Below are 25,656 nucleotides of genomic sequence, written 5' to 3'. Positions count from 1 at the left end.
CGCAAGACAATCTCTCTGCCTTAAGTTTTGGTGTCAAAGGTCAGCGCTTTATAGATCGAAAAGTGGTCTCCGACATATACTCACGACCATAAGAGTCTATCGTGCGGACCTTGATGATATGCTCACCGGGAGTGGTCTTGCGAGGAAGCCCTGCACTCCAGATATGTGAGCAGATAATAGGATTATTGGGTCGCCGACCGTCCTTAAGTGTATCTCGCTCCTCATCGTACTCCATCACCATTTGAGCGTAAGATGGGTCAGGCAGCAGCACCTTGGTCATAGGTCTCCATTCACCTCCATCAATCGAGTACTCCACGATGTCACCCACACGTCCCATGAAAATATTTGCCGTCAGTATGCCTCTCCCGTCGTCCGCGTCTACGACCCTCGTATTGTATAGTCTCATCCCCATACTAGGATCAGCACCCTGCACCTCATATCTAAGCTTGTAGTCTGTCCCATTGACATCAATATAAGCGAAGCCCCTTGGGGTCCCGTCCCGCATAGTGCCGTCAGGACACTTAGGATCTGCATGGAAGTCACCTGACCACCAATCGCCACAGACGGTGCCGACATTATACTCATGGAGAGGCTTGACACCATACCAGCCCTCTTCGGGACCAAAGAAGTGGTGCATCTGATAGTGGGTGTGAGCAGAGAGAAGGAGGACGTTCTCGAAGGGTCTCAATAGCTCAAAGAGCTGACTCCGGTCCCGAGTGTTGAATGAGTCTCCCGACTCATTAAAAAGTGGGATATGCTGGGCGATGATCACAAGACGATCGTGAGGTACATGTTTGAGATCGTTCTTGATGAAGGTTAGCTGGTCCTCTCTGTATCCACCCCAATATTGTGACTCCCCTTTTGGGTCCGGGAAGAGGATATCGTCTAGGACTAAGAGATGCACCTTGCCATAGTTTACGGCATAGTTCTCAGGTCCTAGTACCGCACGGAAGGTCTCCGAGGCTAGACTGTCGTCCGCAACGTCCTGATTGTGGTCATGATTTCCCATCACGTGATACCAAGGAAGACCAATCCTGTCTATGGCGCCCTTATAGTCTGGGAGGAGGTCGAGGACATTATTGACCAGATCTCCTAGGGTGATCCCAAAGGCTGCCGACCTGGTGCCCTCAAGCTCATCGATCACACTCCTCTGCAAATACTCGACTTCCTTCTCATTGGAGACCTGTGTGTCCCCGAAGAGGAGTATACTGAAGCTATTCTCCTCAGTGGGATCAGCGATGAGACCGAAGTCTACTGACCGAGGCAGTGGACCGGTCGGCTTAATCCCCGTATACTTCAGCTTCTTCGATGAGCCCTTCTCGCTGTGGACGTAGTAGGACTTAGACTGTCCCTCTCCGTCTGCGAGAAAGCGATACCCCTTCGGCTTGATCACGAAGACGACACCTGATGGACCCATTGGCAGGTTATAGGCGCCATCTGAGGAGGTGAGTACCACCTCTCTGCCGTTGGATACCGGGATGCCGGATAGGCCCCTTTCGCTGCTGTCCCTGAGGGCATTGATATTCCTATCCTCATAGACGAAACCGCTTACGTTCTGACCCCGCATTGTGATGGAAGCGAGTGATAGGAGTGTTACTGTTACCGCTAGGATTGATCTTTGGTGTGACATTGTTTAGAGTTTGAAATGATTAGACCATATTTACGTATTGCAAAGGTGCCAATACACTTTGACGATCTGCCTACAAATCTGTGACGATACGGATACTCCTATACTAATTTTGTATTTGCCTCTCTCTGTGACAATTCTTATGTGTTTTGTGATTAGTTCGTAAACAAATCGTCATACGCATCGTCTATTTTTGTCATGGATAAAGTCCGTAAAGAAAATGACAAGTAAGATGACTCTACAAGCAAATCTCAGGCTCAGGGAGCTTTTGCTCCTATTGATTTCAGTACTCTTGCTCAGCGTGTGTCTCCACACATTGAGGGCACAGACTACCCTTGCTACTATCAGTGGGATGGTGTATGATGAGGAGGATCTGGCACTCCCGGGTGCTATCGTCAGGCTTCGGAATGAGTCTACCGGATTTCGGCAGACCACGGCGACCGGAGCAGACGGGAGATATCTTTTCAGGGAGGTCCCCCTTGGGGGTCCCTACGTAGTCTCCGTATCCTATGTGGGGTATAAAGACCTGTTCAAGAATGGGTATACCCTCAATCAAGGGAATGCATTGAGTGTGGACTTCCACTTTGGCAGTCACTCTGTCAACCTGGATGGGATCACCGTGGTTGCCAATTCGCTCAAGAACGAACTTCCCAATGTAGGGGCTGCCACATCCATCTCCACTGGAGACATCGCTCTGCTGCCGGTCGAGGGGCGAAATTTTACCGGACTGATGGAGCTCTCGCCCCTGACGAGCGGAAGCAGCCTCGCAGGGCAGCTCCAGAGCTCTACCAATTACACAGTCGATGGTATGACTTCCAAGAGCACCTATTCCTCAGGTACAACCAATAGGGGACCTTACTCCATCTCTATGGAGGCGATCCGTGAATTTGAGATCGTCACTAATCGCTATGACGTTACCTTTGGGCGATCAGGAGGAGGTACCGTCAGTACCGTGACAAAGTCTGGGACTAATGATCTGCGAGCAAGCGCATTCACTTTCATACGTCACAATGTGCTAGCAAGTCCCTTCGATGCCTCGGGCAATGATCGGACGAGTGAGTATTCTATCTATCAGTATGGTGGGTCAGTAGGAGGTCCGATCATCCGTGACCGGCTGCACTTCTTCTTCGCCTGGGATCATCAACGGGATGCCAGACCCCTTAGGATTGCAGATATTCACAGTGTTGACGAGGAGCGCCGGTATAGTGTCTCGCAGGAGACGCTAGATGCATTTCTCGATATTGCCCGGACCAAGTATGGGGTCGGCGAGGGAGCTCAGTTTGGCTCCTTCGACAAGATTCGTCACTCTGATGCCCTATTCGCACGACTTGACTTTCAGATCAATGAGGACAATCTCCTCACGGTAAGAGATAATTTCGTCCGTGACTTCAATCGTCGAGGAGTTGGTGATCGAGGATACAATATCAACCTCCTAGAGGTCTACGGGAGCCACTTATCGATGGACAATAACCTTATGGTCCAGCTCCGGAGCAAAGTCGGGGCCTCGATGACCAACGACCTGAAGCTTCAGTACCTCCACGTCCTGGACCATGGCACTCCGGGGGAGGAGCTCCCGAGAGAGAATATACCTAGAGCTATAGTTGAGAATGTCGTCTCCAGCGTAGATGGCAAGGAGGTCCGCAAGGGGTTCCAGATCGGAGGACAGCGGTACTTACCAGAGAAGTTCAGCGATGATGTTCTTCAGTTGGTCGACAATTTCTATATTGATCGTGGACCTATGCAGTACCTTGCAGGAGTCGACCTAATGTACACCCATATGTCCTCCCTCATTACGAGTGAGCAAAACGGTGTTTTCTACTTTTCTGGTCTGGACGACTTTAGAGACATAAAGCCCTACCGTTTTGCTCGAGAGGTCCCCCTGGTGGACGATCCTACAGTGCGACAGGGAATACTTTTTGCTGCTATCTACGGTCAAGTGACAGCACAGATAGGAGGGGGACTCACCCTGATGGGAGGCCTGAGAGGTGAAGGCACTTTTTACTTCAATAAGCCTGCCCACAACCCTCTCATCAAGCAGGAGCTTGGGCTCGATACTGACAGAGGCGTCCGCAGTCTCCTCCTGCAGCCTCGTATGCAGCTCACATGGGATATCGGAGAGAGAGGCACCGACTTCTTGCGTTTCGGGACGGGGCTCTTCGGCTCAGCCATCAATAACTACTCTATGATTAATAATCTTCTCAATGATGGAACCAAAGTTGGTGCTGTAGATATCAGGCAGGATCTGCCGGTGCCCGACTTCAAGGGTTATCGTCAGGATCCCTCCACAGCTCCTGGTCGGGAACTACCGATGGTCTCTACGATTAATATGAATAGCCCCCATGTGCGTGTCCCCTATGTCATCAAAGCCAATCTCTCCTACTCCCACTTCTTCTCCAATGCGCTCAAGGTCACAGCGACCCTTTACGGCTCTTGGACGAGGAATAACTACTTCTACGTTGATCGCAACATGGTGGAGAAGCCCTTCTTTACCCTCTCTCAGGAGGCCGGTAGAGGAGTTTTTGTTCCTGCTGAGACGATCAAAGGTGGACGACCTGACTGGAGAGAGGGACGACTCAGCCCCAGGGTTGGTCGTGTCCTCGAACTCATCAGTGAGGGACGGGTCAATCAGTATGCACTAGTCCTTGATGCTGTCTGGCACTACTACAGAGATGGTGTACTCAATGTCAGCTACACCCTCGGCGATACACGGGACAACACCTCATACAACGGAAATGTCGCCAACTCTGCCACCCTGTATTACCAGGTAGTGGATGATCCTCGCGATCTCTCGCGGATGAATTACTCCAATAATCACTTCCGCCATAAGGTCGTCGCCTATGGAGCCTTACCTTCTATCTGGGGAGTGTCTGTAGGTATGCGCTTTAGCGGGATCGCCGGGCAGAGATACTCTATGACGGTCAATGGTAATGTCAATGGAGACTTTGTCGACAGCAACGACCTCGCCTATGTCTTTGATCCCGACGCCCCAAGCACCCCCAATGAGATCGCAGATGGCCTCACTGAGATCCTCAATAATCCCGAAGTAGATCCAGGGTTCAAGAAGTATCTCAAGAGTAGCTTCGGTAAGGTCGCCGAGCGCAATGGAGGGGAGCAGGGATTCTATGGAACGCTTGACCTCCGCCTCACCAAGGACTTCAAGGTCTACAGAGACCACCACATAGAGCTGTCGCTTGATCTATTCAATGTAACTAACCTTCTCAATAAAGCCTGGGGAGTGGATAAGAGACTGGGGAGCACTGTCGCCCTCTATAATATCAAGGGTTTTGACCCTGTCACTAAGGCTTATCAGTATCAGGTTAGACCCAATGCTGGTATGCCCTTTTACTCCGGTAATCCATGGCAGATCCAGCTCGGAATACGATACCGCTTTAGGTAACTCGTACCTAGGACTATCTTCCTTCGGGGCACTTCGGCGCAGACCCGGGGTGTCCTTTTTTTGTATGATGGGCATGTCATACATCTGTGGTGAAAGTCCACTCGGGGTGTAGTTGCCAACGAACTCCATAGCGACTTGCAATTCTCAAGGGGTGACCCTTGTGAGAGAAGAAGCAATAGCGAACTCGTGGCCTGACGAACAGAAACCTAATACAAAAGTGTATCAAGCGGACAAGCTGTCCAAAGACAGTTAAGATCCAAAAGGCAACCGTAACCTTGACGCGTCAATTAGGCAGATAAACGATGAAAGATGTAAGGCTTATCCCGTGAGGTCTCGGCAGTCCATTGAGGATAGTAACAACGAATGTCGAGGAGTCAGCAGAGGTCGAAGTAGCAGTTCTCGAGCAGGATAAGACGAAGGACAGACGTTAATCAAGAATGTATGTTCCGATGTTATTGCTGACGGGTGGCAACGGTCAAAATGTCAATGCTAGCGACCACAAAGAGCTAAGCACGCATGCATCGGAAGCGGCAATTAAGAGAGACGGAAGATAAAACTAATCGAATATGATTAGACACTCTTTGAAAAAGAATTAAACCGCCGAATGCCAGACGGCACGTACGGTGGTGTGAGAAGGAAGGAAACGAAAGTAGGTCAGAAAACTTTTGCTTCCCAAATGACTCGTTCCTTATGCCCTCTCTACAGTCGATCCCATTGCCATCAGTCCCTTTTTACCTTAGTATACCTCTCGCTAATGCCGGTATTAGACTCCGCTCTTCCCGCAGGCTGTCTCAGAGCCGATTGCGCTCGGAGGACTTGACGGTCGACCGGTGCTGCTTGTTTTCCTTGGAGCTAAAGCGCCATGTGATCGTCGCACTGATGTACGATAGGTCTTGATCCTCCACCTGTGCGAACCCTATGTCCCCTATCTGCGTGGCGTACCTGCTGATGTGCTTCCGCAGTGGGTCGTGCCACTTGAGCGTCAGGTCAAGTCCCTTACTCGGTAGGGAGCCGTGGATGCTGAGGTCTATGTAGTGCACCGGCTCCACAAGGAATATGCCGGAGTAGCCCTTGCCGGTATATGTATAGTCTAAGCTCATATCCACGTGGTCGAGAATCAGGCTGTTGCCCAGGTGGAGGTATGGCTGTGGTCTGCTCAGTCGCTTCACTTCATCGCCGACCCTTACTGCGGCTGAGCTGCCGAAGAGTCCGAGCGAGATATTCGGGTTGTAGACTCCGTATCTGTGATTGAAGTTGGCTAAGAGGGAGCTGCTCCAGTAGTCCCCCTCAAAGTTGTCCCACGAGTTAATGAATCGATGTCGGTCAGTCGGATCGGTCCTGTAGGTGACGAAGATCGGATCCTTGGTGCGGGTCAGCTTTCCGCTCACGTAGAAACTCCTGACAGACACGACGTACTGCAGTGTGGTCTTGAGCTGTCTCTTGAGGTCGGGGTTGCCTACCTGACTATTGTACTTATTGAGGTAGTAGGTGCTGTTACTGAGCTGTCCGAGGGAGGGTCTCAGAGCAACGGATCGGATGCTGAGATTGTGAGACCATATCCCGGATGAGAAGGAGAGGGCGAAGTAGGGAAGTAAATTTCCATAGCTTGCGACCTCGCCGGTCTCTGACATCTCTGTACGCTGGTACTCGTATCGCAGTCCCCCACTTAGTGAGACCTTGTCGAGGGAGTGGGTATACTCTGCATAGAGGGCATTCACTGTCTCGTCGTATCCGGCCTCCTTGTCTGTCATACGGGGGAGTCCGGTGGTGGTCGCGGAGAGATGGATGAGATTGACCTCGTCCCCCACCAGTAGGTTGCCGTGGTCGCCGAGACTATAGTGGACCTGACCGATACCTGCCAGCAGTCGATACCTGCTGCCATTGGTGGTGGTGACACGGCGAGACCTCTCGCCGGGGGTGCTCTCATCGACAGACTGCTGGCGATCCGCCCGAGTGTCGAGGTAGTCGGCTGAGAGGTCTACCCTGAGCCGCTCCGATAGGGTGTATCTCCCGGTCAGAGTGACCTGGCTCTGAGATCCTCTCTGGGATAGAGAGGAGTGTGAGCTGCTTGTGAGACGCCGCGTGCCGGACTCCGAGATCTCATACGATGCATCACCGAGGTCTTGCATATGGTAGCTGTCCCGACTGCCGTCAAGCGTCACTTCCCATCTCTTACTTGGTCGGTACGAGATGCCGGTCCCCATCGACAGGGTGTTCATATAGGTTTTGCTGAGGAGGAGGGTTCTCATATCCTCTCGCGGAGGTGCCCATTGGGTATAGGTCATGTCCTGACGAGCGGCTCTGCCAAATCTATTGTATTCCAAGTTGCCGAAGAGACTCACCCGGTCATTTTGGTAGGCGAGGTTGCACCACTCTCGGTGGGAGTTGAGGTGGTTGCGCGTGTAGCTTGCGCCGAGTGTGGAGGAGAGCCCTTGGAGACGCTCATTACTCTGTATCTCGACGACCGCGCCCGTTGTGCCGGGATACTTCACCCCGGGATTGGTGATCAGGGAGACGGACTTTACTCGCTTGGGGTCCAGCTGCCTGACTTCCTCCATGCGACGTACTTTTCTCCCATTGATGTAGTACGTCACGCTTCCTGATACGAGAGACCGGAGGCTGCCATTATCGTCCACTATGCCGGGGAGCGTGAGGAGCAGGTCTTTCATAGAGGCTTTAGTCGCGAGGATTGTCCCCTCCACAGACATGCGTAAGCCGCCGGAGGTGGGGCTGAGGCTCTTCCGCTCACCGATCACCAGGAGATCGTCAAGGAGGGACGGATCAGCGGCTAGTGGAATCACAAGTGTCGATGTGGTACTCTCCACGCGTCTGTAGGAGGCTTGGTATCCCAGTGAGGAGATGCGTAGGAGGGCAGGCAGGCTCACCCCGTCCATCGTGAAGCGCCCAATCTCGTCTGCAACCAGCCCGTCTATGACGGTGCTGTCGGAGGGGTTGCAACGGGCGATGGTGGCGAAGGAGATACCCGCTCCTGTCTCATCCACCACCTTGCCGGCTATCGTATGATCTTGGGCGATTGCCGGGAGGGAAAGTATGAGGAGGAGTAGGCTTAGGGCAAGTTGTCTTTTCATGGCGTACATGGTGATGATGACAGACTTATTTTGTGCCCCAAAGATACTTTTTTTAAAAACCTGTCAGGGGCAGTCTCTCCTCGTGAGGGTGAGGAGCTCGGGGTAGGAGGGGAGGCGGGAGAGGAGGCGGGTCTCCTCGCCGTCGTAGCCGACGAGGTAGGCGTAGATCTCACGCCCATTGGTGATCACCAGCACGGGGACCCGGAGGACTGAGTTGTACCGGTAGATCTGCTCCAGCACCGCATCTGAGAGACGGATGGAAGGCGCCTTGTACTCGATGATCATCAGCGGCGACCGGTCGGGGGCGATGACGAGGGTGTCGCAGCGACGGGAGAGCTTCCCGACGCGGAGCGCCACCTCATTGCCCATCAGCTCGGGCGGATAGCCCAGCTTGTCGATCAGGTGGCGCACGATCCCCTGCCTGACTCCCTCCTCGGGGGTCAGCGCCACCTCCTTCCTCCGGAGGGGGTCGTAGACCATTGGTCGTTCGCTCGCTCTACTTTCCGCCATAAAGGGGTATATTTGTCTCAGAAGTCATCACTACCGCCATGCCCTACACTAAAGAGCCACAGAGTGTCCTCGCCGCGATCGACTCCACCAAGGAGCCGTACCGCATCTACCTGCTCACCGGAGAGGAGGAGTACTTCACCGACAAGATAGAGAAAAAAATCGAGGCCGCCTATATGCCGGAGGAGGCGAGGGACTTCAATTACACCCTCCTCTACGGCACCACGGCGACACCCTCACAGCTCCTCACTGCGGCACGGCGCGCCCCGATGATGGCGAAGTACACCCTCACCGTGGTCCGGGAGGCGCAGGCGATGATGCAGGGTGGGGGAGGAGCGCTTATGGAGGTGCTGGGCAACCTCGTCGATCACCCGGTGCACTCGTCCATCGTGGTGCTCTGCTTCAAGGGCGGGAAAAAGCCCGCCCGCACCCTCAGCGTGATCAAGAGCCTGACGAAGAAGGTGGGGCTCTACGTGGAGTCGCCCGAGATCCGGGACTACCAGATCAGTGGCTACATCCGCCCCCTCGCCCTCGAGCATGGGCTGACCCTCACGCCGGAGGCGGTGCAGGTGGTGGCGGAGCATATCGGGACCGACGTCACCCGACTAGATAGCGAGCTCGGGAAGCTGGCCCTCGCCCTTCCCTCAGAGGTGCGGGCTCAGGTCACTCCCGAGCAGGTGCTCACCTACACGGGGCTCAGTAAGGAGTACACCGCCTTTGACCTCAAGCGTGCCCTCGCCCGTAAGGACCGACGGCAGTCACTCATCATCGCCCGCTCACTCTCGGAGGACAGCAAGCGGGTGCCGGTGCAGATGATCATCCCGACGCTCTTCGGCTACTTTGCCGACCTGCTCACCGCCTTCTACGCCCCACGACCCTACACCGAGCAGAGTGTGATGAGCTACCTCGGTATCAGCTCCTCCTTTTTTGTCAAGGACATTATGCTCGGGATCAAGAGCTACAAGCCCCAGCGGGTCGTCGAGATCATCCACGCCCTGCGCCACTCGGATGCGAGGAGTAAGGGGATGTACAGCGACCAGGGTGATCCCGATGAGATACTGATAGACCTCGTGCTGCTGATCCTCAATTGATACAAACCTACCAAGCGAGTCATACAAGATATTTATGGAGAAGAAAAATGTAACCACCACTCCCGCAGGGGCTGCCGCTGAGCATCCTCTTGAGCTCTTTGCCCACTGTCCCAAGTGTGGCAGCCCTCACTTCGGGGTCGTCAATGCCAAGGCCAAGAAGTGCGAGGACTGCGGCTTTGAGTACTACGCCAATGCGCAAGCCGCCTGTGCCTGCTTCATCACCGACCTGATGGAGAATATGCTTGTCGCCGTGCGTGGCAAGGAGCCTGCCATCGGTACCTACGACCTGCCGGGGGGCTTCGTTGACATGGACGAGACCGGTGAGGAGGCGATGGCGCGTGAGCTGCGTGAGGAGACCGGCATCGATGCCTTTGGCGGCCTCCGTGGAGGGATCCACAGACCACCGAAGTACCTCTTCTCTCTCCCCAATCTCTACCTCTACTCCGGGATGACGCTCCACACGCTGGACCTCTTTTACCACCTCAAGGTGGAGTCCCTCGTCCCCTATGTGGATCAGGCCGGAGACGACGTTGCGAGGCTGCTCATCGTCCCGATACGCGAGATCGTGCCGGCTGACTTTGGTCTCCGCTCCATCCGTCGGGCGGTGGAGATGGTCCGGGAGGAGCACTACTTCTGATCCAAACCCGGGCGAGAGGCTAAGACTCCAGCGCGGCAAGCGCGGTGCGGAGGAGTTCCTTTGCCAGCTCCTGCCGGTCGCTGATGTAGTCGTACAACGCATCCTCGGAGAGGATACCGCGGAGGAGGTCGTTGGGCAGCTCGCCCCTCTCGTCCGCCTCGTAGTCCTCCATCCAGTCATCACCCTGGTAGTACTCCTCGAGGATGCGTGAGTCCTCGAGGGCTTCCCTCCACTGCTTACAGGCGGCGGAGAGCTTGGCAGTCGTCTCCACGCAGCGGTCGAGGCGCTCCTCCATAGCCCGGATCCGCTCTACTCTTTCTCTTGTCTTTGCGTCCATATCTATTCCACTTGGTGTGATAGTCATCTGTCGCAAAGTTCCGAATAAAAGTAATAGGAGCAAATGTAATCGGCTGATTGCAGAGGGAAAACATAATGTAGAATAATAAAAGGTGAACGATTTGGAAACGAGCGAGTTTCTTTCCCTTTCATTATTCTGCAATGTCTCAAAGACCACTACCTAACGTCCTAGGTTCTCCTTCGAAGTGCAACACTAGAGGAAAAAGTTTGGCGAGAGTCCCCCGCCCCCATCCCCCCTTTGGGGGTGGAGGGGGACTCTCGCGTCGACCAGACTCACCTCTTCGATCCCCCCCCTAAATGAAAAGAGGAGACCGAAGTCTCCTCAAAATGAGTTACTTTTACATTGTTCTAAACATCTCTATTTATGTATAAGCAACTCACTTCATCGCAAAGGTACGTAATTAAGAATGGACTTAAGGAGAACGTGCCACTCCGTATGATTGCACGTCTGATCGGAGTTAGTCCTTCTACCGTCAGCCGAGAGATAAAGAAAAACTCCTCGAAAACAGGAGTATACATCTCTGCCCTAGCCAATGAGATGGCTGGGGAAAACAGAGCTCGATCAGCTCGAAACAGGTGGACAAAAAGGAGGTATCGCTATAAGGTGCTTACCTTACTAACCAAGTACCAATGGTCTCCAGAGCAGATATCCGGTACTCTTCGGAAGGAAGGGATCAGAATCTCTCACGAAACTATCTACCAATGGATTAGGAATGATAAGACTAGAGGCGGCTCCCTTTACCTTAACTGTCGTCATAAGATCAAACATCGGAGTAGAGCTCTTTACAAGAAATCCTCTGCCGCTCATATCCCTAACAGAGTCTCTATCCATCAGAGACCTACGGAGGTCGATGGGAAGAGATTTGGGGACATTGAGATGGATACCATTGTTGCCAAAGGACAGAAGTCTGCCATCCTTACCCTTGTCGAGAAATCTACCAACATGTGTTTCATCAAGAAAAGTGATGGAGGTTTTAATCCGGTGGCAGCTGCTAAAGCTGCTATCTTGCTGTTGCTCCCCTATAAGGATAAACTCAAGACTATTACTACCGACAACGGATTTGAATTTAGAGATCACGACACAATTACTCGTGTCCTCGGTATTCCGGTCTTCTTTGCCGACCCCTACGCTTCTTGCCAAAAGGGTGCCATCGAGAATACCAACAAAATCATCAGACAATACATCCCTAAAAATTCTGATTTCTCTGACTTCCTCCCTGTTGCACTTCGTCCTTGAGTCTAGGGATAAGATTTCACTATGGGAGTGGCAATCCTCGAAATTGGACTGAAGGTTGTTTCGTTTTATCATCAGAGTATGTAATCAATGAGCATGGAAACATTAGTTATAACAGAGCGAATTCAATGGAGGCATCAAGAGCTTTCGACACAGCATTAGGTGCCAGTGAACACTTTAGTTATAAGACAGGTAAGAAAACACGTGAAGGCTCAAGATTTCCGAACTCAATAAAACACAAACTCATATTAAAGTCCAAAGCATATGAACTCTAACAAAAGAATGCATAAAGACATGTGTCGTATTCCAAGATGTGTTTTTGGGGTAATGGCTATCATTCTGTTTTGCTGTGCGATATTGATGTGCAACAATTTGATTTTTGGCAATTTTACTGATAGAAACAAGGGCATTATGGAACAGAACGCAATTGATTCAATATGGACTGCTCAACATAGAACGACATATTACGGAATTCGACTTTGGCCAAGATCTTCTCATAAATCATGTAGGTCTTGTAATCTCGAAAACACAGTCGCTCTCTGCTTAATAAAAGAAGAAAAAGCGATCATTGTTTCATCAGCATCTGTTTTATTCTATAACAGACTCTACTCGATTAAGTCAAAAGATGATTTTAGTAATATTTTTAACGGTTGGAGAGTTGAGTTTGATGATGATCTTCCAATAATGGCTGGTGCTATTTCTCATTCGGACTCACTTATATATATGCAACCTGTACCAAGAATGTCAAATTATGAGTTATGCTTAGGAGTTTTACACTCAAACCTTTTAGATCTATCATGGCTTTCAGTAGGCTCACCTATTTCGGAGTTGCTCCTTAGACTAGGCTTCGACATTGAAATCGTCCAAAAATTGATCTCGAAGTGTAATAGATTTTATTTTATCCATCCTGCAAGTGTAAACACACATTGGAAGGACAGTACAGAATATTGTCATAACCACCTTAACTCTAACCTATCCTTTTCTATGATAATTTGCACTACAAAAAACAACAAAATACAGTCTGTGGAGTTTTGTAATTTTGGTGATTACAACCTAAGAGATGACGAGAGTGTAAAATCCTTCATTGAAAATTACTGGTTGATTGGCTAATTCCTATTTTGAGGTGCTGGGGGAGAAAGCCACCCACAAAAAACTAACTGAAGTGAATTGATTAACTTGCACCCCCAAATGAAGGGAAGAGCTTTTTCACCCTCCCCCTTACCTCCTTAGATATGACTAAAGAACTAGATTGTACAGCTGGCGACTATCCGATCTTGTCGTCATATGTTAAGACGTAGGAAGCAACGATTGGTAGCACCCTTCTTAAAGCGCCGAGGACAGATATTCTCCATTACAACTGATAGCGGGAGTTCACCCACTTCAAGTCTATAGAGCGGGCACTCAAGATCCCTGTATTCTTTGCTAAGCCTTATTGCTCTGATGACAAACCTCACATTGAAAATATCAATGGATTGATTTGACGATACATCCCTGAAGGATAATCATTGGACGAAATCTCCGACGATGAAATCAGACAAATTCAGAATCAACTAAACAACAGACCGCGCAAAAAGATAGGGCTGACGCATTTGAGCTTTACTGCAAAGAAGTGATCATCCCTGTCGCTGTGCAGGCACCAGCCGAGTGTCTATCTTGTCGGGCAAGTCGGGCAAGTCGGACGCTCAGCACAAACTTACCGGCTTTCACAGCATGCCGGCATCCGAAGGATGCCCGCTCCATAGGCATCGGTCGAGGCACGAAGTGCCGAAGACCGATGTATAGGCGTACGCATAATGCCACGACGCCTTGCGGGTCGCCGAGAGAGGGGTTGTGTGCTCGGCGACCCACAAGGGGTCGAAGGGGTAGGGGTGGGATGCTGTACATCGGTCACCGCTTCGCGGATGACCGATACCTATGGAGCGAGCACCCCGGCAGGGGTGCTTCCTTCTCTGCAGTGAAGCTCAAATGCGTCACCCCTGATAAAAGCAGACCTACGCCCTATGAAGCGGTGGAAAATCGCTACCTTTGAGACCTATGAAAGAAGAGGATCATACATTTGACCGGCTGCGGTTGCTGGTCGGGGCGAAGGGCTGCGAGCAGCTCTCGAGAGCGCACGTGCTGGTGCTTGGGCTCGGGGGCGTCGGGGGCTTTGCTGCCGAGATGGTCGCCCGGGGTGGAGTGGGGCAGATGACGATCGTCGATGCCGACGTGGTGACCCCGTCCAATATCAATCGCCAGATCATCGCCACGCAGTCGGGGATCGGTCAGTCCAAGGCCACCCTCTGGCACGACCGCCTTCTCTCGATCAATCCCGCTCTTCGGCTGGAGGTGATCGCTGAGTATCTGCGGGATGAGCGTATGGAGGAGGTGCTCTCGGCCGCCCCCTACGACTTCGTCATCGATGCCATCGACACGCTGGCGCCCAAGGTCTTCGCCATCGCTTATATGCAGCAGCACGGGATCCCCTTCGTCAGTGCTATGGGGGCGGGTGCCAAGACCGACCCGACGAAGATCCGGGTGGCACGCATGGATAAGAGCTTCAATGATCCGCTCGCCAAGATGATACGCAAGCGGCTGCGCCACCTCGGGGTCAAGCTTGACTTCCCCGTCGTCTTCTCGACCGAGCTACCGGTGGAGGAGGCCATCGTCCTGACGGAGGGGGAGCAGAATAAGAAGTCCACTCCCGGCACCATCTCCTATATGCCGCCGATGGTGGGGGGCTACTGCGCCTACGTGGCGCTTGATCACCTATTACACCCTGAGTCATGAGCAGCACACCAACTGATGCACCCCTGATGGAGGTGCGGGATATCTACAAGAGCTTCGGTCGGCTGGAGATCCTGCGGGGCATCAGCCTCCAGCTCCACCGGGGAGAGATCCTCGCTATCGTCGGTGCCAGCGGGGCGGGCAAGACGACGCTCCTGCAGGTGATCGGCACACTCGATGCCCCTGATCGGGGGGAGGTGATCATCGGGGGTGAGCGGCTGTCAGCCCTATCGGGTGACCGACGTGCCGCCTTCCGCAATCGTCACCTCGGCTTCGTCTTCCAGTCTCACCAGCTGATGCCCGAGTTTACCGCTGTGGAGAATGTCGCCATCCCGGCGATGATAAGCGGTAAGAGCCGTCGCGAGGCGATGGCTGAGGCGGGCGAGCTCCTTCGCCGTCTCTCCCTCGGTGATCGGCTGGACCACCGCCCGGCGGAGCTGTCGGGAGGAGAGAAGCAGCGGGTCGCCGTGGCGCGCGCGATCATCAATCACCCCGAGATCGTGCTGGCGGATGAGCCTACCGGCGCCCTCGACAGCGTCCGTAAGCGTGAGCTCCTTGAGCTCTTCCTCCGGCTGCGCGAGGAGGAGGGACTCTCCTTCATCGTCGTGACGCACGACCGGGAGACGGCGGAGATCGCCGATCGGTCGCTACTCCTGAGTGATGGTCGGATCGTAAGCGAGCAGGGTGGCGATGAGGCTCCGATTTAATAAGAGCGACCGGGTGGTCCTCATCCTCCTCGTCGTCCTGATCCTCTCCTACGTGCTCTACTCCGGCGTCACGGCGAAGGGACTCCCCGGCATGTCTGAGGTGCCGGACACCATCCCACCGGTCGTGGCGAAGCTCGACACGGTGCCTCAGGCTCCTGTAGAGAAGGAGAAGAATACCCCCGCCCCCATTCGCACCGACCGCTATCCCGGTCCTCCGCCCGAGGCCAAGCGGGCAGAGGCGTACCTCCCCAAGCTCAAGCCCGGCGCCACCATTGACCTCAATAGTGCCGACACGACCCTCCTCAAGCGCGTCCCCGGCATCGGTAGCTCCTTTGCCCGCCGTATCGTCAAGTACCGCGACCTCCTCGGCGGGTACTACGTGGTGGAGCAACTCCAGGAGGTCTACGGCATGGACCGGGAGCGTTACGATGCCATCCACCCCTACTTCACGATAGGGACAGCGGTCAGGTCCCTCACTCTCACCATAGACAGCATCAGCTACCACCCCTATCTCTCGTGGCGCCACAAGCGCACCCTGCGCAGGCTTTTAGAGGAGGAGCAGCCCCTCGACTGGTCGCACCTGATGGCCACCGGAGACTTCACCCGCGACGACTCCCTCCGCCTCGCGCCCTACATGCCCTTCTGAGGATAGACTTTCAGAAAGATTAAGGGAAAAAGGTGGGTGAGACACGCCTTTTTCCCTACATTTGTTGGGTTGCGAGATCGCAGGGCGGTCTTCGCGCCAAGTGACATCAATCATTTTTACACAAAAACCATATACTTATCTCATGAAAAAACAAACCAACCGCTATCCCTCCGAGTGCACCACCATCATCGTCGGCAAGGAGCTGATGGAGGACGGATCGATGATCGCCGCCCGCTCCGAGGACTGGGACGCCATGGTGGCGAAGAATCTGGAGATCTTCGAGACCACGGAGAATGGCCCGGAGGAGTTTATTGCCAAGGAGACCCCCTTCCGCTGCAAGCTCCCCAAGCGCCGCATCGGCTACTCCGCCCTCTCCCCCTACCACCTGCACGGCGAGTGGGGTAGTGCCGGCTTCAATCGCGAGGGCGTCGGCATGAGCGCCACGGAGAGTATCTTCAGTAGCGAGAAAGTGCTGCAGTACGACCCGCTCGTGGAGGATGGTCTGGCGGAGAATTCGGTCTTCAATATCGTCCTCCCCTACATCACCACCGCGCGTGAGGGTGTGGAGCGTCTCGGCTCACTGATCGAGAAGCACGGCATCGCTGAGGGCTTCGGCATCAGCTTCATCGACGAGCACGAGATGTGGTACCTTGAGACTGCCTCCGGTCACCGCTGGCTCGCCACTCGCATCCCCGAGGATAAGTACTTCGTCTCCGGCAACCAGAGCCGCTTCCGCGACTACGACCCCAAGGATAAGACCAATTACCTCGCCTCCGAGGACCTGATCGACTTCGCCAAGGAGCACCATCTCTATGAGGGCGACTTTGACTTCCACGAGGCCTATGCCCGGGATGAGAAGCTCGACACCACCTACAGCTACCCGCGCGTATGGTACCTGCAGCAGATGTACACTCCCTCTAAGAAGCAGGACGTGACGAAGAACGACTTCCCTGTCTTCCTTAAGTCGGATAAAAAGCTCACCCTCTGCGACATCAAGAAGGGCTTCCGCTCCCACTACAACGACACGGAGCACGACCCTTACCTCCACTGCAACCCCAAGGAGCCGTGGCGCCCGATCTCGATCTTCCGCACCACCCAGACTCACATCCTGCAGCGTCGCCCCGGCCTCCCCAAGGAGATCGGTCAGATCGACTATATGTGTGAGGGAATGGCAGCGCTCGGCATCTTCCTCCCGCTCTACGAGGGGATCAAGTCTTACCCCGAGGCCTACTGCATCGGTGGCGGTGAGTCGTGCAATAAGTCGGCGTACTGGAAGTTCCGCCACGTCCAGATCCTCGGCATGACCGACTACAATCGCTACGCCCCCGTGATCCAAGAGACATATGCTCAGCTCGAGGAGGAGATCGCACAGCGTCAGAGGGAGATGGAGCAGGAGTACCTCGCCATCTACAAGGATCGCCCGCTGGCTGCACAGGATCTGCTGCAGAGGTTCTCCGATGATATGCTGACCCGCGCCCTCGAGGTGACGGATGAGCTGACGGAGCGCCTCTTCACGCTTATCGCCCTCCACATCGGCGAGACCTACGAGTTCCACGGCGCCTGATCGATAACTAACTAAGTCCTAATAGCGGGGAGCCTGTGGCCGATATCGGTCGCAGGCTCCCCGGCTATTGTATGGCGTCTTGTGTCCGGGAGTGAGATCCTAATTGGGCGACCCCGGGTGACCGGGTAGGAGTGGGGAGAAAATTTCGGACCTCGTTTTAACCTTTTGCACAGATGTGCATCTGAGTTCCGTATCCGTTCCCCGATTTTCTGACTATTGGCGGGGAGGATCATTTACCAGAGATGATGAGTATTGATATGAGAATTCTGAAGAGTGTCCTCGAGGTCCTTGTCCTGACGATGCTGGCGACTCCTGCCCTTCTTGCTCAGGAGCCGGTCTACTCGCTGGAGGACTGTATCCGTATGGCGACCGAGAGTAACGAATTGCTGAAGGCTGAGGAGCTGAAGGTCGATGCAGCCAAGGCAAAGAAAGGTGAGGTGGGGGTCAACTTCTTCCCCAAGGTCTCCCTCGGTGGGGTCTACTCCCATATAGAGGAGCCTCTCCAGCCGATCGACTGGGACCATGCGCTCCTCGGGCTGGGGCAGTACCTGCCGGAGAGGATCAAGGATAAGACCGCCATCGACCTCGGTAATACGAGAGTGGGGACGGTCTCCTTTGTGCAGCCGATCTTTATGGGGGGGAAGATCTTTAATGGCTATAAGATGGCCTCCTCGGCGGTCGACCTTGCCGGTATCATGGTGGAGACGAAGGAGCGAGAGCTGGAGCTGAGCGTGGAGGACACCTACTGGCAGGTGGTCTCCCTCTCGGGTAAGCTGGAGCTGGCGACGAAGCTCACCTCTCTCCTTGACGAAGCGGTGGAGAATGTGGACCTGGCGGTCAAGGAAGGTGTGGCCACTGAGGCAGATGCGCTCTCCATACGGGTCAGGCAGAGCGATGCCAATCAATTGCGGCTCAAGGTGGAGAATGGTCTCTCCCTCTCCAAGATGTTGCTTGCTCAGAAGTGTGGCATCGAGCTGGAGAGCCACTACCGTCTGGCGGACGAGGTGACGATCGATGGGGCCCGTGATGAGGTCTCACAGACGCCTATCCTCCTCTCTGATCAGGAGATCGCCTCCGGCATTGCGGCACGACCTGAGGTACGGGCGCTCGAGACGGCGGATAAGATCTTTGCGGCCAAGGAGCGGGTGGAGCTGGCGGACGCCCTCCCCAAGCTGGTCCTCCTCGGTGGCTATACCACCATTAACCCCAATCTCTTTGCAGGGATGCAAGATGAGTATGGTGGCAGCTGGCATGTGGCACTCGGTCTGCAGATCCCCCTCACGGATATCTATACGGGGATCACGAAGCGGAAGGGTGCCGCCGCTGAGCGGGAGATCAAGCAGCGACAGCTGACGGATGCGAGGGAGAAGATCAATCTCCAGATCCATCAGCTCCTCCTGACCAATCAGGAGGCGTACAAGCAGCTCTCCGCTGCCCGGCTCAACCTCAGCAGTGCCGATGAGACCCTCCGGCGGGCTCAGCTGGGGTACAAGGAGGGGGTGATCCCACTCCTCGGACTGACGGAGGCTCAGACCTCCTGGTCCGCTGCTTACGACCGATATATCGACGCTGCCATCGCACTGAAGTCCAGTGAGAGCAAGATCAGGCACTACGTCCCCACGGCACGCTTTGTCAAATAATAGTATTTAGGATAATGGTACAGACAGAAGAGAAGAGCTCCCTCTCAAAGGAGCTGAGACATAAAATGGTGGTCACCATCGTCACCACCCTCATCGTTATTGCTCTGGTGGCACTTGCCGGATTTGTCTTCTTCTCCCCCCGGGAGTCTGAGGTGATCGGGCATGTGGAGGTGGATGAGATCCGCATCTCCGGGAAGGTGCCGGGTCGTATCTCGGAGTATCTAGTGGAGGAGGGGCAGATGGTCCGTAAGGGCGATACCTTAGTGCGCATCTACTCGCCTGAGGTCTACGCCAAGCGGGAGCAGGCGGAGGCTATGCGTGCCTCGGCCCAGGCGCTCAATCGCTCCCTCTCCGGCGGCAGCCCCGTAGAGGTGCAGGAGGCCGCCCACCAGATGTGGCAGAGTGCCAAGGTGACCCTCGAGGTGGCTCAGTCCAGCTTCCGTCGTGTGGAGAATCTCTACAAGGAGGGTGTCGTGTCGGCGCAGAAGTATGATCAGGCGCGGGCGCTCGTAAAGTCTGCCGAGGCTGCGGAGGCTGCGGCTAAGAACCGCTACGAGCTCTCCCGCAAGGGGGTCCTCTCCGATCGCACAGGTGCCACCCGGGGACTGGTAAGCAATATGGATGCGATGCTCAAGGAGGTGGATCTCTACGTACAGGAGGGAGCGCTCACATCGCCCCTCGATGGTCGCGTCACCGACATTGTCCCCCACGTGGGTGAGCTGGTCGGCACCGGGTCTCCCGTGATGAATGTGGCGGACCCCACCTCGTGTTATGTGGTCTTTACTCTCAGCGAGGATCGTCTGCCGGGCATCCATAGAGGCACTACGCTCCGGGGGACGATCCCCGCACTTGGGGGTAAGGAGTGCACCCTCAGGGTGGTTCATCTCAAGGATATGGGGATATACTCTGTCCGCAAGGCGAAGAAGCCTACGGGGCAGATAGACTTCCGCACCTTTGAGGTAAAGGCCGAGCTCATCGATGAGATAGAGGATCTGGAGCCGGGGATGAGTGTCGTCATCGATAGGTCTCACCTGCAGTGAAGCGTTGTCCCGTGAGTACATCCTCTCCTTTCCTCAGAGTGATGCAGCGTGAGTGGAGGCTGGTCTCCACTCACTCGATCTACTTTGCAGGGATGATCGTAGTGCCGATGTTCTTTGCCGTCTTCCTCCTTACCCTTATGGGTGAGGGGCTGCCGGGCGATCTGCCGATCGCTGTCGTGGATCTGGATAATACGTCCAATACGCGGCGGCTGGTGGACAATCTCGACAGCTTCTCCGAGAGCCACGTGGTGCTGAGGACGGCAAACTTCACCGAGGCACGTGAGCTGATGCAGCAAAATGAGGCTTTTGGCATCCTCGTCATCCCCCGAGGATTTACCGAGAAAGTTTCCTCCGGCAAGCAGCCCACCATCAATTATTACCTCAATTACCACTCCATCATCGGCGGAAACCTGAGCTATAAGAACCTCCGCATGATCAGCGAGATGGCTAATGGGGCCGTGGGGCTCCAGATGGGGACCCTGATGGGCAAGACGGAGACGGAGATCATGGCCAATGTGATGCCGATCGTCGTCAAGGATCAGATCAAGGGGAATAAGTGGCTCAATTACTCTGTCTACCTCAGTAATATCCTCATCCTCGGGATCATACAGCTGCTGATTATGCAGGTGACGGCTTATGCTGTCGGTGTGGAGATCAAGGCTGAATCTGCCGAGGAGTGGTTGGAGACCGCGGGGGGTAACATGCATATCGCCCTTGCCGGGAAGCTGGCTGTCCATACGCTCATCTGGCTGGTGATTGGGTCGGCCTGTCTCGGGATGCTCTACACCACCTGTGGCTTCCCCCTCGCCAATGGCTGGGGACCTATGTTGCTTGCGCTCTTGCTACTGATCCTTGCGGCTGAGGCGCTGGGCGTTTTCTTCATCACCCTCGTCCCGATCCTAAGACTCGGGGTGAGTCTCGCGAGTCTCTTCGGCGTGCTGACCTTCTCTATCGTCGGCTACTCCTTCCCTCTCGATGCGATGTATTCTCCCTTCGTCACCCTCTCTTATCTCTTCCCGATGAGGTATTACTATATGATCTACACCGATCAGTCGCTCAATGGTTTTCCCCTCGCGCTGAGCATCCCCTACTACCTGGGGCTGGCAGCCTTTATTCTCCTGCCGCTGCTCTGCAGTCGCAACCTCAAGCGTGAGCTCTTAGAAGTGTCTTATGTCCGATAATAAGTGGCGGCGGAGACTCTCCCTCCTCCATACCGATACCAAGGCGATCTGGCGAACGGAGATCAATGCGATCAAGGGGGACGCCGGTGTGCTGCTCTTCTTCTTTTTCGTCCCGATCGTCTACCCCTTCCTCTACGCAGCCTTCTACAATACCGAGGTGGTCGAGGAGGCAAAGCTGGTCATGGTCGACGAGGACAATAGCGCCCTCTCCCGCGAGTACATACGACGGGTGGATGCCTCGCAGGAGGTGGATGTGGTGGCTGTCGTCCCGACGATCGAGATGGCCGAGGTGATGATCATGGATCGGGATGCCTATGGCTATGCGCGGATCCCGAGGGACTTTCAGGCCGATCTCTATAGGGGCGAGGACCAGGTCCATGTGGAGCTGATGAGCCTCGGGAATGTGCTGCTGTACTACAAGAACTATATGGTGGCGCTCAATAATAATGCCCTCCAGATGGGTGGGGAGATCCATGCGGAGCGTGCCGGGAAGTCGACCAAGGCGCTGACCGACATAGAGGTGCGCCCGGTCTATCAGGACGGGAAGGGGTACTACAATCCCGTGGGCGGCATCGGTACCTTCCTGATGCCACCGATCCTGATCCTGATCCTCCAGCAGACGCTGATCATGGGGATCTGTATGCTGGCGGCTACAGCAAGGGAGAGCAACGACACGCACTACCTCATCCCGTCGACGATCTATGGGCCCATGCGTATGGTGATTAATAAGAGCATCATCTACTTTGTCCTCTACCTGCTCCTCAGCATCTGGGTGCTCTGCATCGTGCCGTACTGCCTGCGGATCCCTATCCTGACGGACCCGCTGAGGATGCTGATCTTCATCATCCCCTACCTGCTGTCGGTCGTCTTTATGTCGATCGGTCTCTCCTTCCTCTTCAAGAGACGTGAGGTGGTGCTGATTTACATCGTCCCGCTGTCGCTGGTCTTCTTTTTCCTCACCGGTGTAGTGTGGCCGTGGCAGAATATCCCCGCCTTCTGGAAGGCTCTCGCCTACTTGGTCCCAAGTACGCATGCGGTGCAGGGGTATATTGCCCTGCTGGGTACCGGCGCATCCCTCTACGACATCCTGATACAGTGTAGGGCTATGTGGGTGCTGACGGCGCTCTACTTCACGATCGCCTCCCTCGGCTACTACTACCAGTACCGCCATGGGCGCCGGCGGAGGGACCCCGCGTGACTGCCCCCTCTTCCTCATAGGAAATTCTTTTACCGATATTAGGCGCGCCTAATATCGGTAAAAGAAATCCCTAATACCGGTATTAGATGCGCCCCTCTCTATGGGAGGAAAAAGGGGCATGCCACAGCCAATAGTGGATAGATAAGGAGCCCCGGCCGCCTCATACTGATGACCCCTGAGGGCAATAAAAAAAGAGGGTGCGCCATCCCATACGGATGACGCACCCTCTTCTCATATGGAATAAGCCCTATGGTCCCGGGAGAGGACCCCTGTGAGGGGCACTACGCAGCCCCCACCGGGAGGCGCACCAGTAGCCTCTCTACCGGCAGCGGGCGACCCCCTTCAGGGGACGCATATATATATGTATCGACTGCTTCCCGGGGGCTACCAGCCTCGGTGATGCTTGATTTGTATAAACGTGTTATTAATAAGTTGCGGCTCATATATCCATTTTGTCAAAAAATAGGCCCTGATGGAATTTATGGATTTTTTCATCGGTATTTGGGGCTCTTCACTTAACGCAATCCCCGATGGGGACAATGTTTTAGGTTTTCATAAAAAATTGTGTTCTTTGGCGGATCTGCTTGAACGTTTGTGAAAGTGAAAGGAAAATGCGACCTTTGGACCACTGAGAGATATATTAGTGTCTTCTTCCATTAATGCAGATTTTTTTTCTGTCCTAATGGATGAATGATTAAACAGATCGCTGCTTTTTTGATTTAACTTGAATTACTTCCTACTTCCGTAAGGTAACTCTCCTGCCGTAAGGGTGTTTCTCGGAAATATGTGTTGTGATCAAGATTAGGATAATTGTCATCAGCGACACCAGGTACCCGCTTCTCTATATGAGGCTGTACAAGATGGTCGGATGATCTATGCGAGTTAGTAAAAAAGATGAGAATAATCCACGTGTATCGACTTGCGACTCTCCTCGGGGTCCTCACTGCTCTCTTGATCGGTAGCAGGGCGGATGCTCAGAGGGTAGCCCTCAAGACCAATCTCCCCTACTTAGCTGCCACAAGTCCCAATCTTGGGCTCGAGCTGAGGGTGGGGCGTCACTCCACGATCGACCTCGGTGGCGGGATGAGCCTTTGGAAGTTTGACGAGGCGACGACCCTCAAGCACTGGCTCGTCCAGCCGGAGTACCGCTACTGGATCTGTGAGCCTATGAATGGTCACTTCGTGGGACTTCATCTCCACGGAGGTCAGTACAATATAGGCGGGATCAATATCCCGATCGGACGGCTCAAGAAGCTCAAGGAGGAGCGGTACCAAGGCTACTTCTACGGAGCCGGTCTCAGCTATGGGTATCAGTGGGTGCTGTCGAGTAAGCTCAATCTCGAGGCCTCCCTCGGAGGCGGATATGCGCGGGTCTGGTACGAGCGCTACCCCTGTGCTGCCTGTGGCAATAAGTATGGCGAGGGATTTTACAATTACTGGGGCCTCACGCGCGCCACGCTCTCACTCGTTTACTTCCTTAATTGATAGATCATGAAACGCAGACTACTCTATATCACGACCACGCTCCTCTTGCTCCTCACGCAGACTGCGATGGCTCAGGAGGTGCTCAGTGTCACCCGCGCTGAGTCCGGTGTCACGGATGGTAATCTGGTGGTCGCCCTTGACCTCCGTCTCGATGAGGTGGAGCTGAGACCCAATGACCTACTGGTCCTTACCCCGATCCTTACGGACGAGAGTGGGACGGAGAAGGTCCGGCTGCCACAGATCGTCCTCTCCGGCAAGACTCGCTATAAGGTGCTGAAGCGGACAAAGGACTTCCGGCATCCGGTCCCCTACGATAAGCACCCCTACTATGAGGATATGCGGGACAATGGCAGGCCCCTCACCATCAATTACTCTCAAGTAGTGCCCCTGCAGTCGTGGATGCATAAGGGGCAGCTGAGGCTGATCTCCGCCCTGACCGGATGTGCCTATTGCGACAAGGAGACCATTACGAAGACCATCATCGACCGGCTCGTCAAGGAGCCCTACAAGCCCGACTATAGGCTCACCTACATTGTCCCGGAGGCTGAGCCGGTCAAGGCGAGAGCCGAGGAGCACACCGCTCAGCTCAATTTCGTCGTCGCCAAGCACGACATCGTCAGAGGACTCGGAAATAACGCCATCATCCTCGATGAGGCCGATAAGATCCTCGGTGACCTCATGGGGAATAAGGACCTCAAGCTGACCAACCTGCAATTCACCGGCTGGGCCTCACCGGAGGGCAATCAGAGCTACAATCAAGCACTCTCCGAGAGACGTGCCCACAGCTTCGCCGACTACCTTATCCAGCGTCATGGTCTGGATCGCTCCCGTGTGCGTATCGTAGGGGGCGGTGAGGACTGGAGTGGCGTACGCGACTTGGTGAAGGACTCCTCCCTTGCTGATCGCGATCAGGTGCTGCGGATCATCGATAGTGGCATCGACTATGACGCACGGGACGCTCGGCTCCGCCAGCTCTCTCGGGGAGCGACCTACACGCAGATGCTCCAGGAGATCTATCCCAGGGTGAGGCGTACCGTCTACCGCATCGCCTATGAGGTGCGTGCCTTTGACGTGGAGGAGGCCAAGGAGGTGATCAAGAGGGATCCGAAGCTACTCTCACTCAATGAGATGTACCTCGTCGCACAGACCTATGCACCCGACAGCCCTGACTTCAAGGAGGTCTTTGACATAGCAACGCGCATCTACCCGGATCAGCCCATAGCGATCAACAACGCCTCCGCAGCCGACATCGAGGGAGGTAACTACGAGGCCGCCATCCACCGGATGCAGAAGATCAGCGGGGACGCTCGGGTATGGAATAATATGGGTGTCGCCTACGCCAGGTCCGGCAAGCTCGAGACGGCCAGGCGCTACCTCGAGCAGGCGACCCAGAGGGGCGATCAGCTCGCCAAGCACAACCTCGAGGAGCTCGATAAGGTGATCGAGGACCAGAAGGGGAGACAAAACCAAGACTAAATTGTATCATTTCA

18 protein-coding genes and 1 pseudogene are annotated in these 25,656 nt (G+C 54.6%); 15 read left to right on the top strand and 4 right to left on the bottom strand.

Annotation, left to right across the window (positions count from 1 at the left end):
- Window positions 1-40: 40 nt before the first annotated feature.
- Window positions 41-1,567 carry a calcineurin-like phosphoesterase C-terminal domain-containing protein gene (locus tag AC1EKE_RS06040; protein ID WP_480308680.1) on the bottom strand — a complete coding sequence of 509 codons (1,527 nt, stop codon included), beginning with the start codon at window positions 1,565-1,567 and terminating at the stop codon, window positions 41-43.
- A gap of 292 nt (window positions 1,568-1,859) precedes the next feature.
- Between AC1EKE_RS06040 and AC1EKE_RS06035 the strand changes: the two genes are divergently transcribed.
- Window positions 1,860-5,024 (top strand): TonB-dependent receptor, encoded by a 3,165-nt coding sequence (locus AC1EKE_RS06035; protein ID WP_480308679.1) that lies wholly within the window; start codon window positions 1,860-1,862, stop codon window positions 5,022-5,024.
- Between the two features lie 791 nt (window positions 5,025-5,815).
- Here AC1EKE_RS06035 and AC1EKE_RS06030 read toward each other — a convergent pair.
- A complete protein-coding gene (locus tag AC1EKE_RS06030; RefSeq protein ID WP_480308678.1) occupies window positions 5,816-8,113 on the bottom strand; it encodes an outer membrane beta-barrel protein in 2,298 nt (765 codons plus the stop codon).
- Window positions 8,114-8,176: 63 nt separating this feature from the next.
- Window positions 8,177-8,623, bottom strand: coding sequence for a type I restriction enzyme HsdR N-terminal domain-containing protein (locus AC1EKE_RS06025; RefSeq protein ID WP_480308677.1), 447 nt, complete (start codon window positions 8,621-8,623; stop codon window positions 8,177-8,179).
- 38 nt (window positions 8,624-8,661) lie between these two features.
- On the opposite strand from AC1EKE_RS06025, the gene holA reads away from it, so the two are divergent.
- Window positions 8,662-9,711: a DNA polymerase III subunit delta gene (gene holA, locus AC1EKE_RS06020; RefSeq protein WP_480308676.1), complete on the top strand. Its 1,050-nt coding sequence runs from the start codon at window positions 8,662-8,664 to the stop codon at window positions 9,709-9,711.
- Between the two features lie 34 nt (window positions 9,712-9,745).
- Window positions 9,746-10,348 (top strand): NUDIX hydrolase, encoded by a 603-nt coding sequence (locus AC1EKE_RS06015; RefSeq protein ID WP_480308675.1) that lies wholly within the window; start codon window positions 9,746-9,748, stop codon window positions 10,346-10,348.
- Window positions 10,349-10,367: 19 nt separating this feature from the next.
- Here the strand turns inward: AC1EKE_RS06015 and AC1EKE_RS06010 are convergent, their stop codons facing one another.
- Entirely contained in the window at window positions 10,368-10,685 is a 318-nt protein-coding gene (locus AC1EKE_RS06010; protein ID WP_480308674.1) for a DUF4298 domain-containing protein, read from the bottom strand.
- A gap of 384 nt (window positions 10,686-11,069) precedes the next feature.
- Between AC1EKE_RS06010 and AC1EKE_RS06005 the strand changes: the two are divergent.
- The 12 genes and pseudogenes from AC1EKE_RS06005 to AC1EKE_RS05950 all read left to right on the top strand — a co-directional run.
- Window positions 11,070-11,918, top strand: a pseudogene (locus AC1EKE_RS06005) (IS30 family transposase); the annotation flags it as partial.
- Between the two features lie 432 nt (window positions 11,919-12,350).
- Complete coding sequence (locus AC1EKE_RS06000; RefSeq protein WP_480308673.1) at window positions 12,351-13,049, top strand: hypothetical protein; 699 nt, start codon at window positions 12,351-12,353, stop codon at window positions 13,047-13,049.
- Between the two features lie 924 nt (window positions 13,050-13,973).
- Window positions 13,974-14,708 (top strand): tRNA threonylcarbamoyladenosine dehydratase, encoded by a 735-nt coding sequence (locus AC1EKE_RS05995; RefSeq protein WP_480308672.1) that lies wholly within the window; start codon window positions 13,974-13,976, stop codon window positions 14,706-14,708.
- Window positions 14,705-15,412, top strand: coding sequence for an ABC transporter ATP-binding protein (locus AC1EKE_RS05990; RefSeq protein WP_480308671.1), 708 nt, complete (start codon window positions 14,705-14,707; stop codon window positions 15,410-15,412). Before AC1EKE_RS05995 ends, AC1EKE_RS05990 begins: the two co-directional genes overlap by 4 nt.
- Window positions 15,396-16,058: a ComEA family DNA-binding protein gene (locus AC1EKE_RS05985; RefSeq protein ID WP_480308670.1), complete on the top strand. Its 663-nt coding sequence runs from the start codon at window positions 15,396-15,398 to the stop codon at window positions 16,056-16,058. The genes AC1EKE_RS05990 and AC1EKE_RS05985 overlap by 17 nt, the downstream gene beginning before the upstream one ends.
- Before the next feature lie 142 nt (window positions 16,059-16,200).
- Window positions 16,201-17,622, top strand: a complete 1,422-nt coding sequence (locus AC1EKE_RS05980; RefSeq protein WP_480308669.1) for a C69 family dipeptidase — start codon at window positions 16,201-16,203, stop codon at window positions 17,620-17,622.
- 257 nt (window positions 17,623-17,879) lie between these two features.
- Window positions 17,880-19,262 (top strand): TolC family protein, encoded by a 1,383-nt coding sequence (locus tag AC1EKE_RS05975; protein WP_480308668.1) that lies wholly within the window; start codon window positions 17,880-17,882, stop codon window positions 19,260-19,262.
- Window positions 19,263-19,276: 14 nt separating this feature from the next.
- Complete coding sequence (locus AC1EKE_RS05970) at window positions 19,277-20,302, top strand: HlyD family secretion protein (RefSeq protein ID WP_480308667.1); 1,026 nt, start codon at window positions 19,277-19,279, stop codon at window positions 20,300-20,302.
- Between the two features lie 11 nt (window positions 20,303-20,313).
- Complete coding sequence (locus AC1EKE_RS05965; protein WP_480308666.1) at window positions 20,314-21,483, top strand: ABC transporter permease; 1,170 nt, start codon at window positions 20,314-20,316, stop codon at window positions 21,481-21,483.
- Window positions 21,473-22,681, top strand: coding sequence for an ABC transporter permease (locus tag AC1EKE_RS05960; protein ID WP_480308665.1), 1,209 nt, complete (start codon window positions 21,473-21,475; stop codon window positions 22,679-22,681). Before AC1EKE_RS05965 ends, AC1EKE_RS05960 begins: the two co-directional genes overlap by 11 nt.
- Before the next feature lie 894 nt (window positions 22,682-23,575).
- A complete protein-coding gene (locus AC1EKE_RS05955) occupies window positions 23,576-24,166 on the top strand; it encodes a DUF3575 domain-containing protein (RefSeq protein WP_480308664.1) in 591 nt (196 codons plus the stop codon).
- Window positions 24,167-24,172: 6 nt separating this feature from the next.
- On the top strand, window positions 24,173-25,642 hold the full coding sequence (locus tag AC1EKE_RS05950) for a DUF3868 domain-containing protein (RefSeq protein WP_480308663.1): 1,470 nt from the start codon (window positions 24,173-24,175) through the stop codon (window positions 25,640-25,642).
- Window positions 25,643-25,656 lie beyond the last annotated feature (14 nt).

Source organism: Porphyromonas sp. C0041D3 (assembly GCF_056590575.1).
Note: the sequence above shows the minus strand (reverse complement) of the source record. Positions and strands in the feature narration are given on the sequence as shown.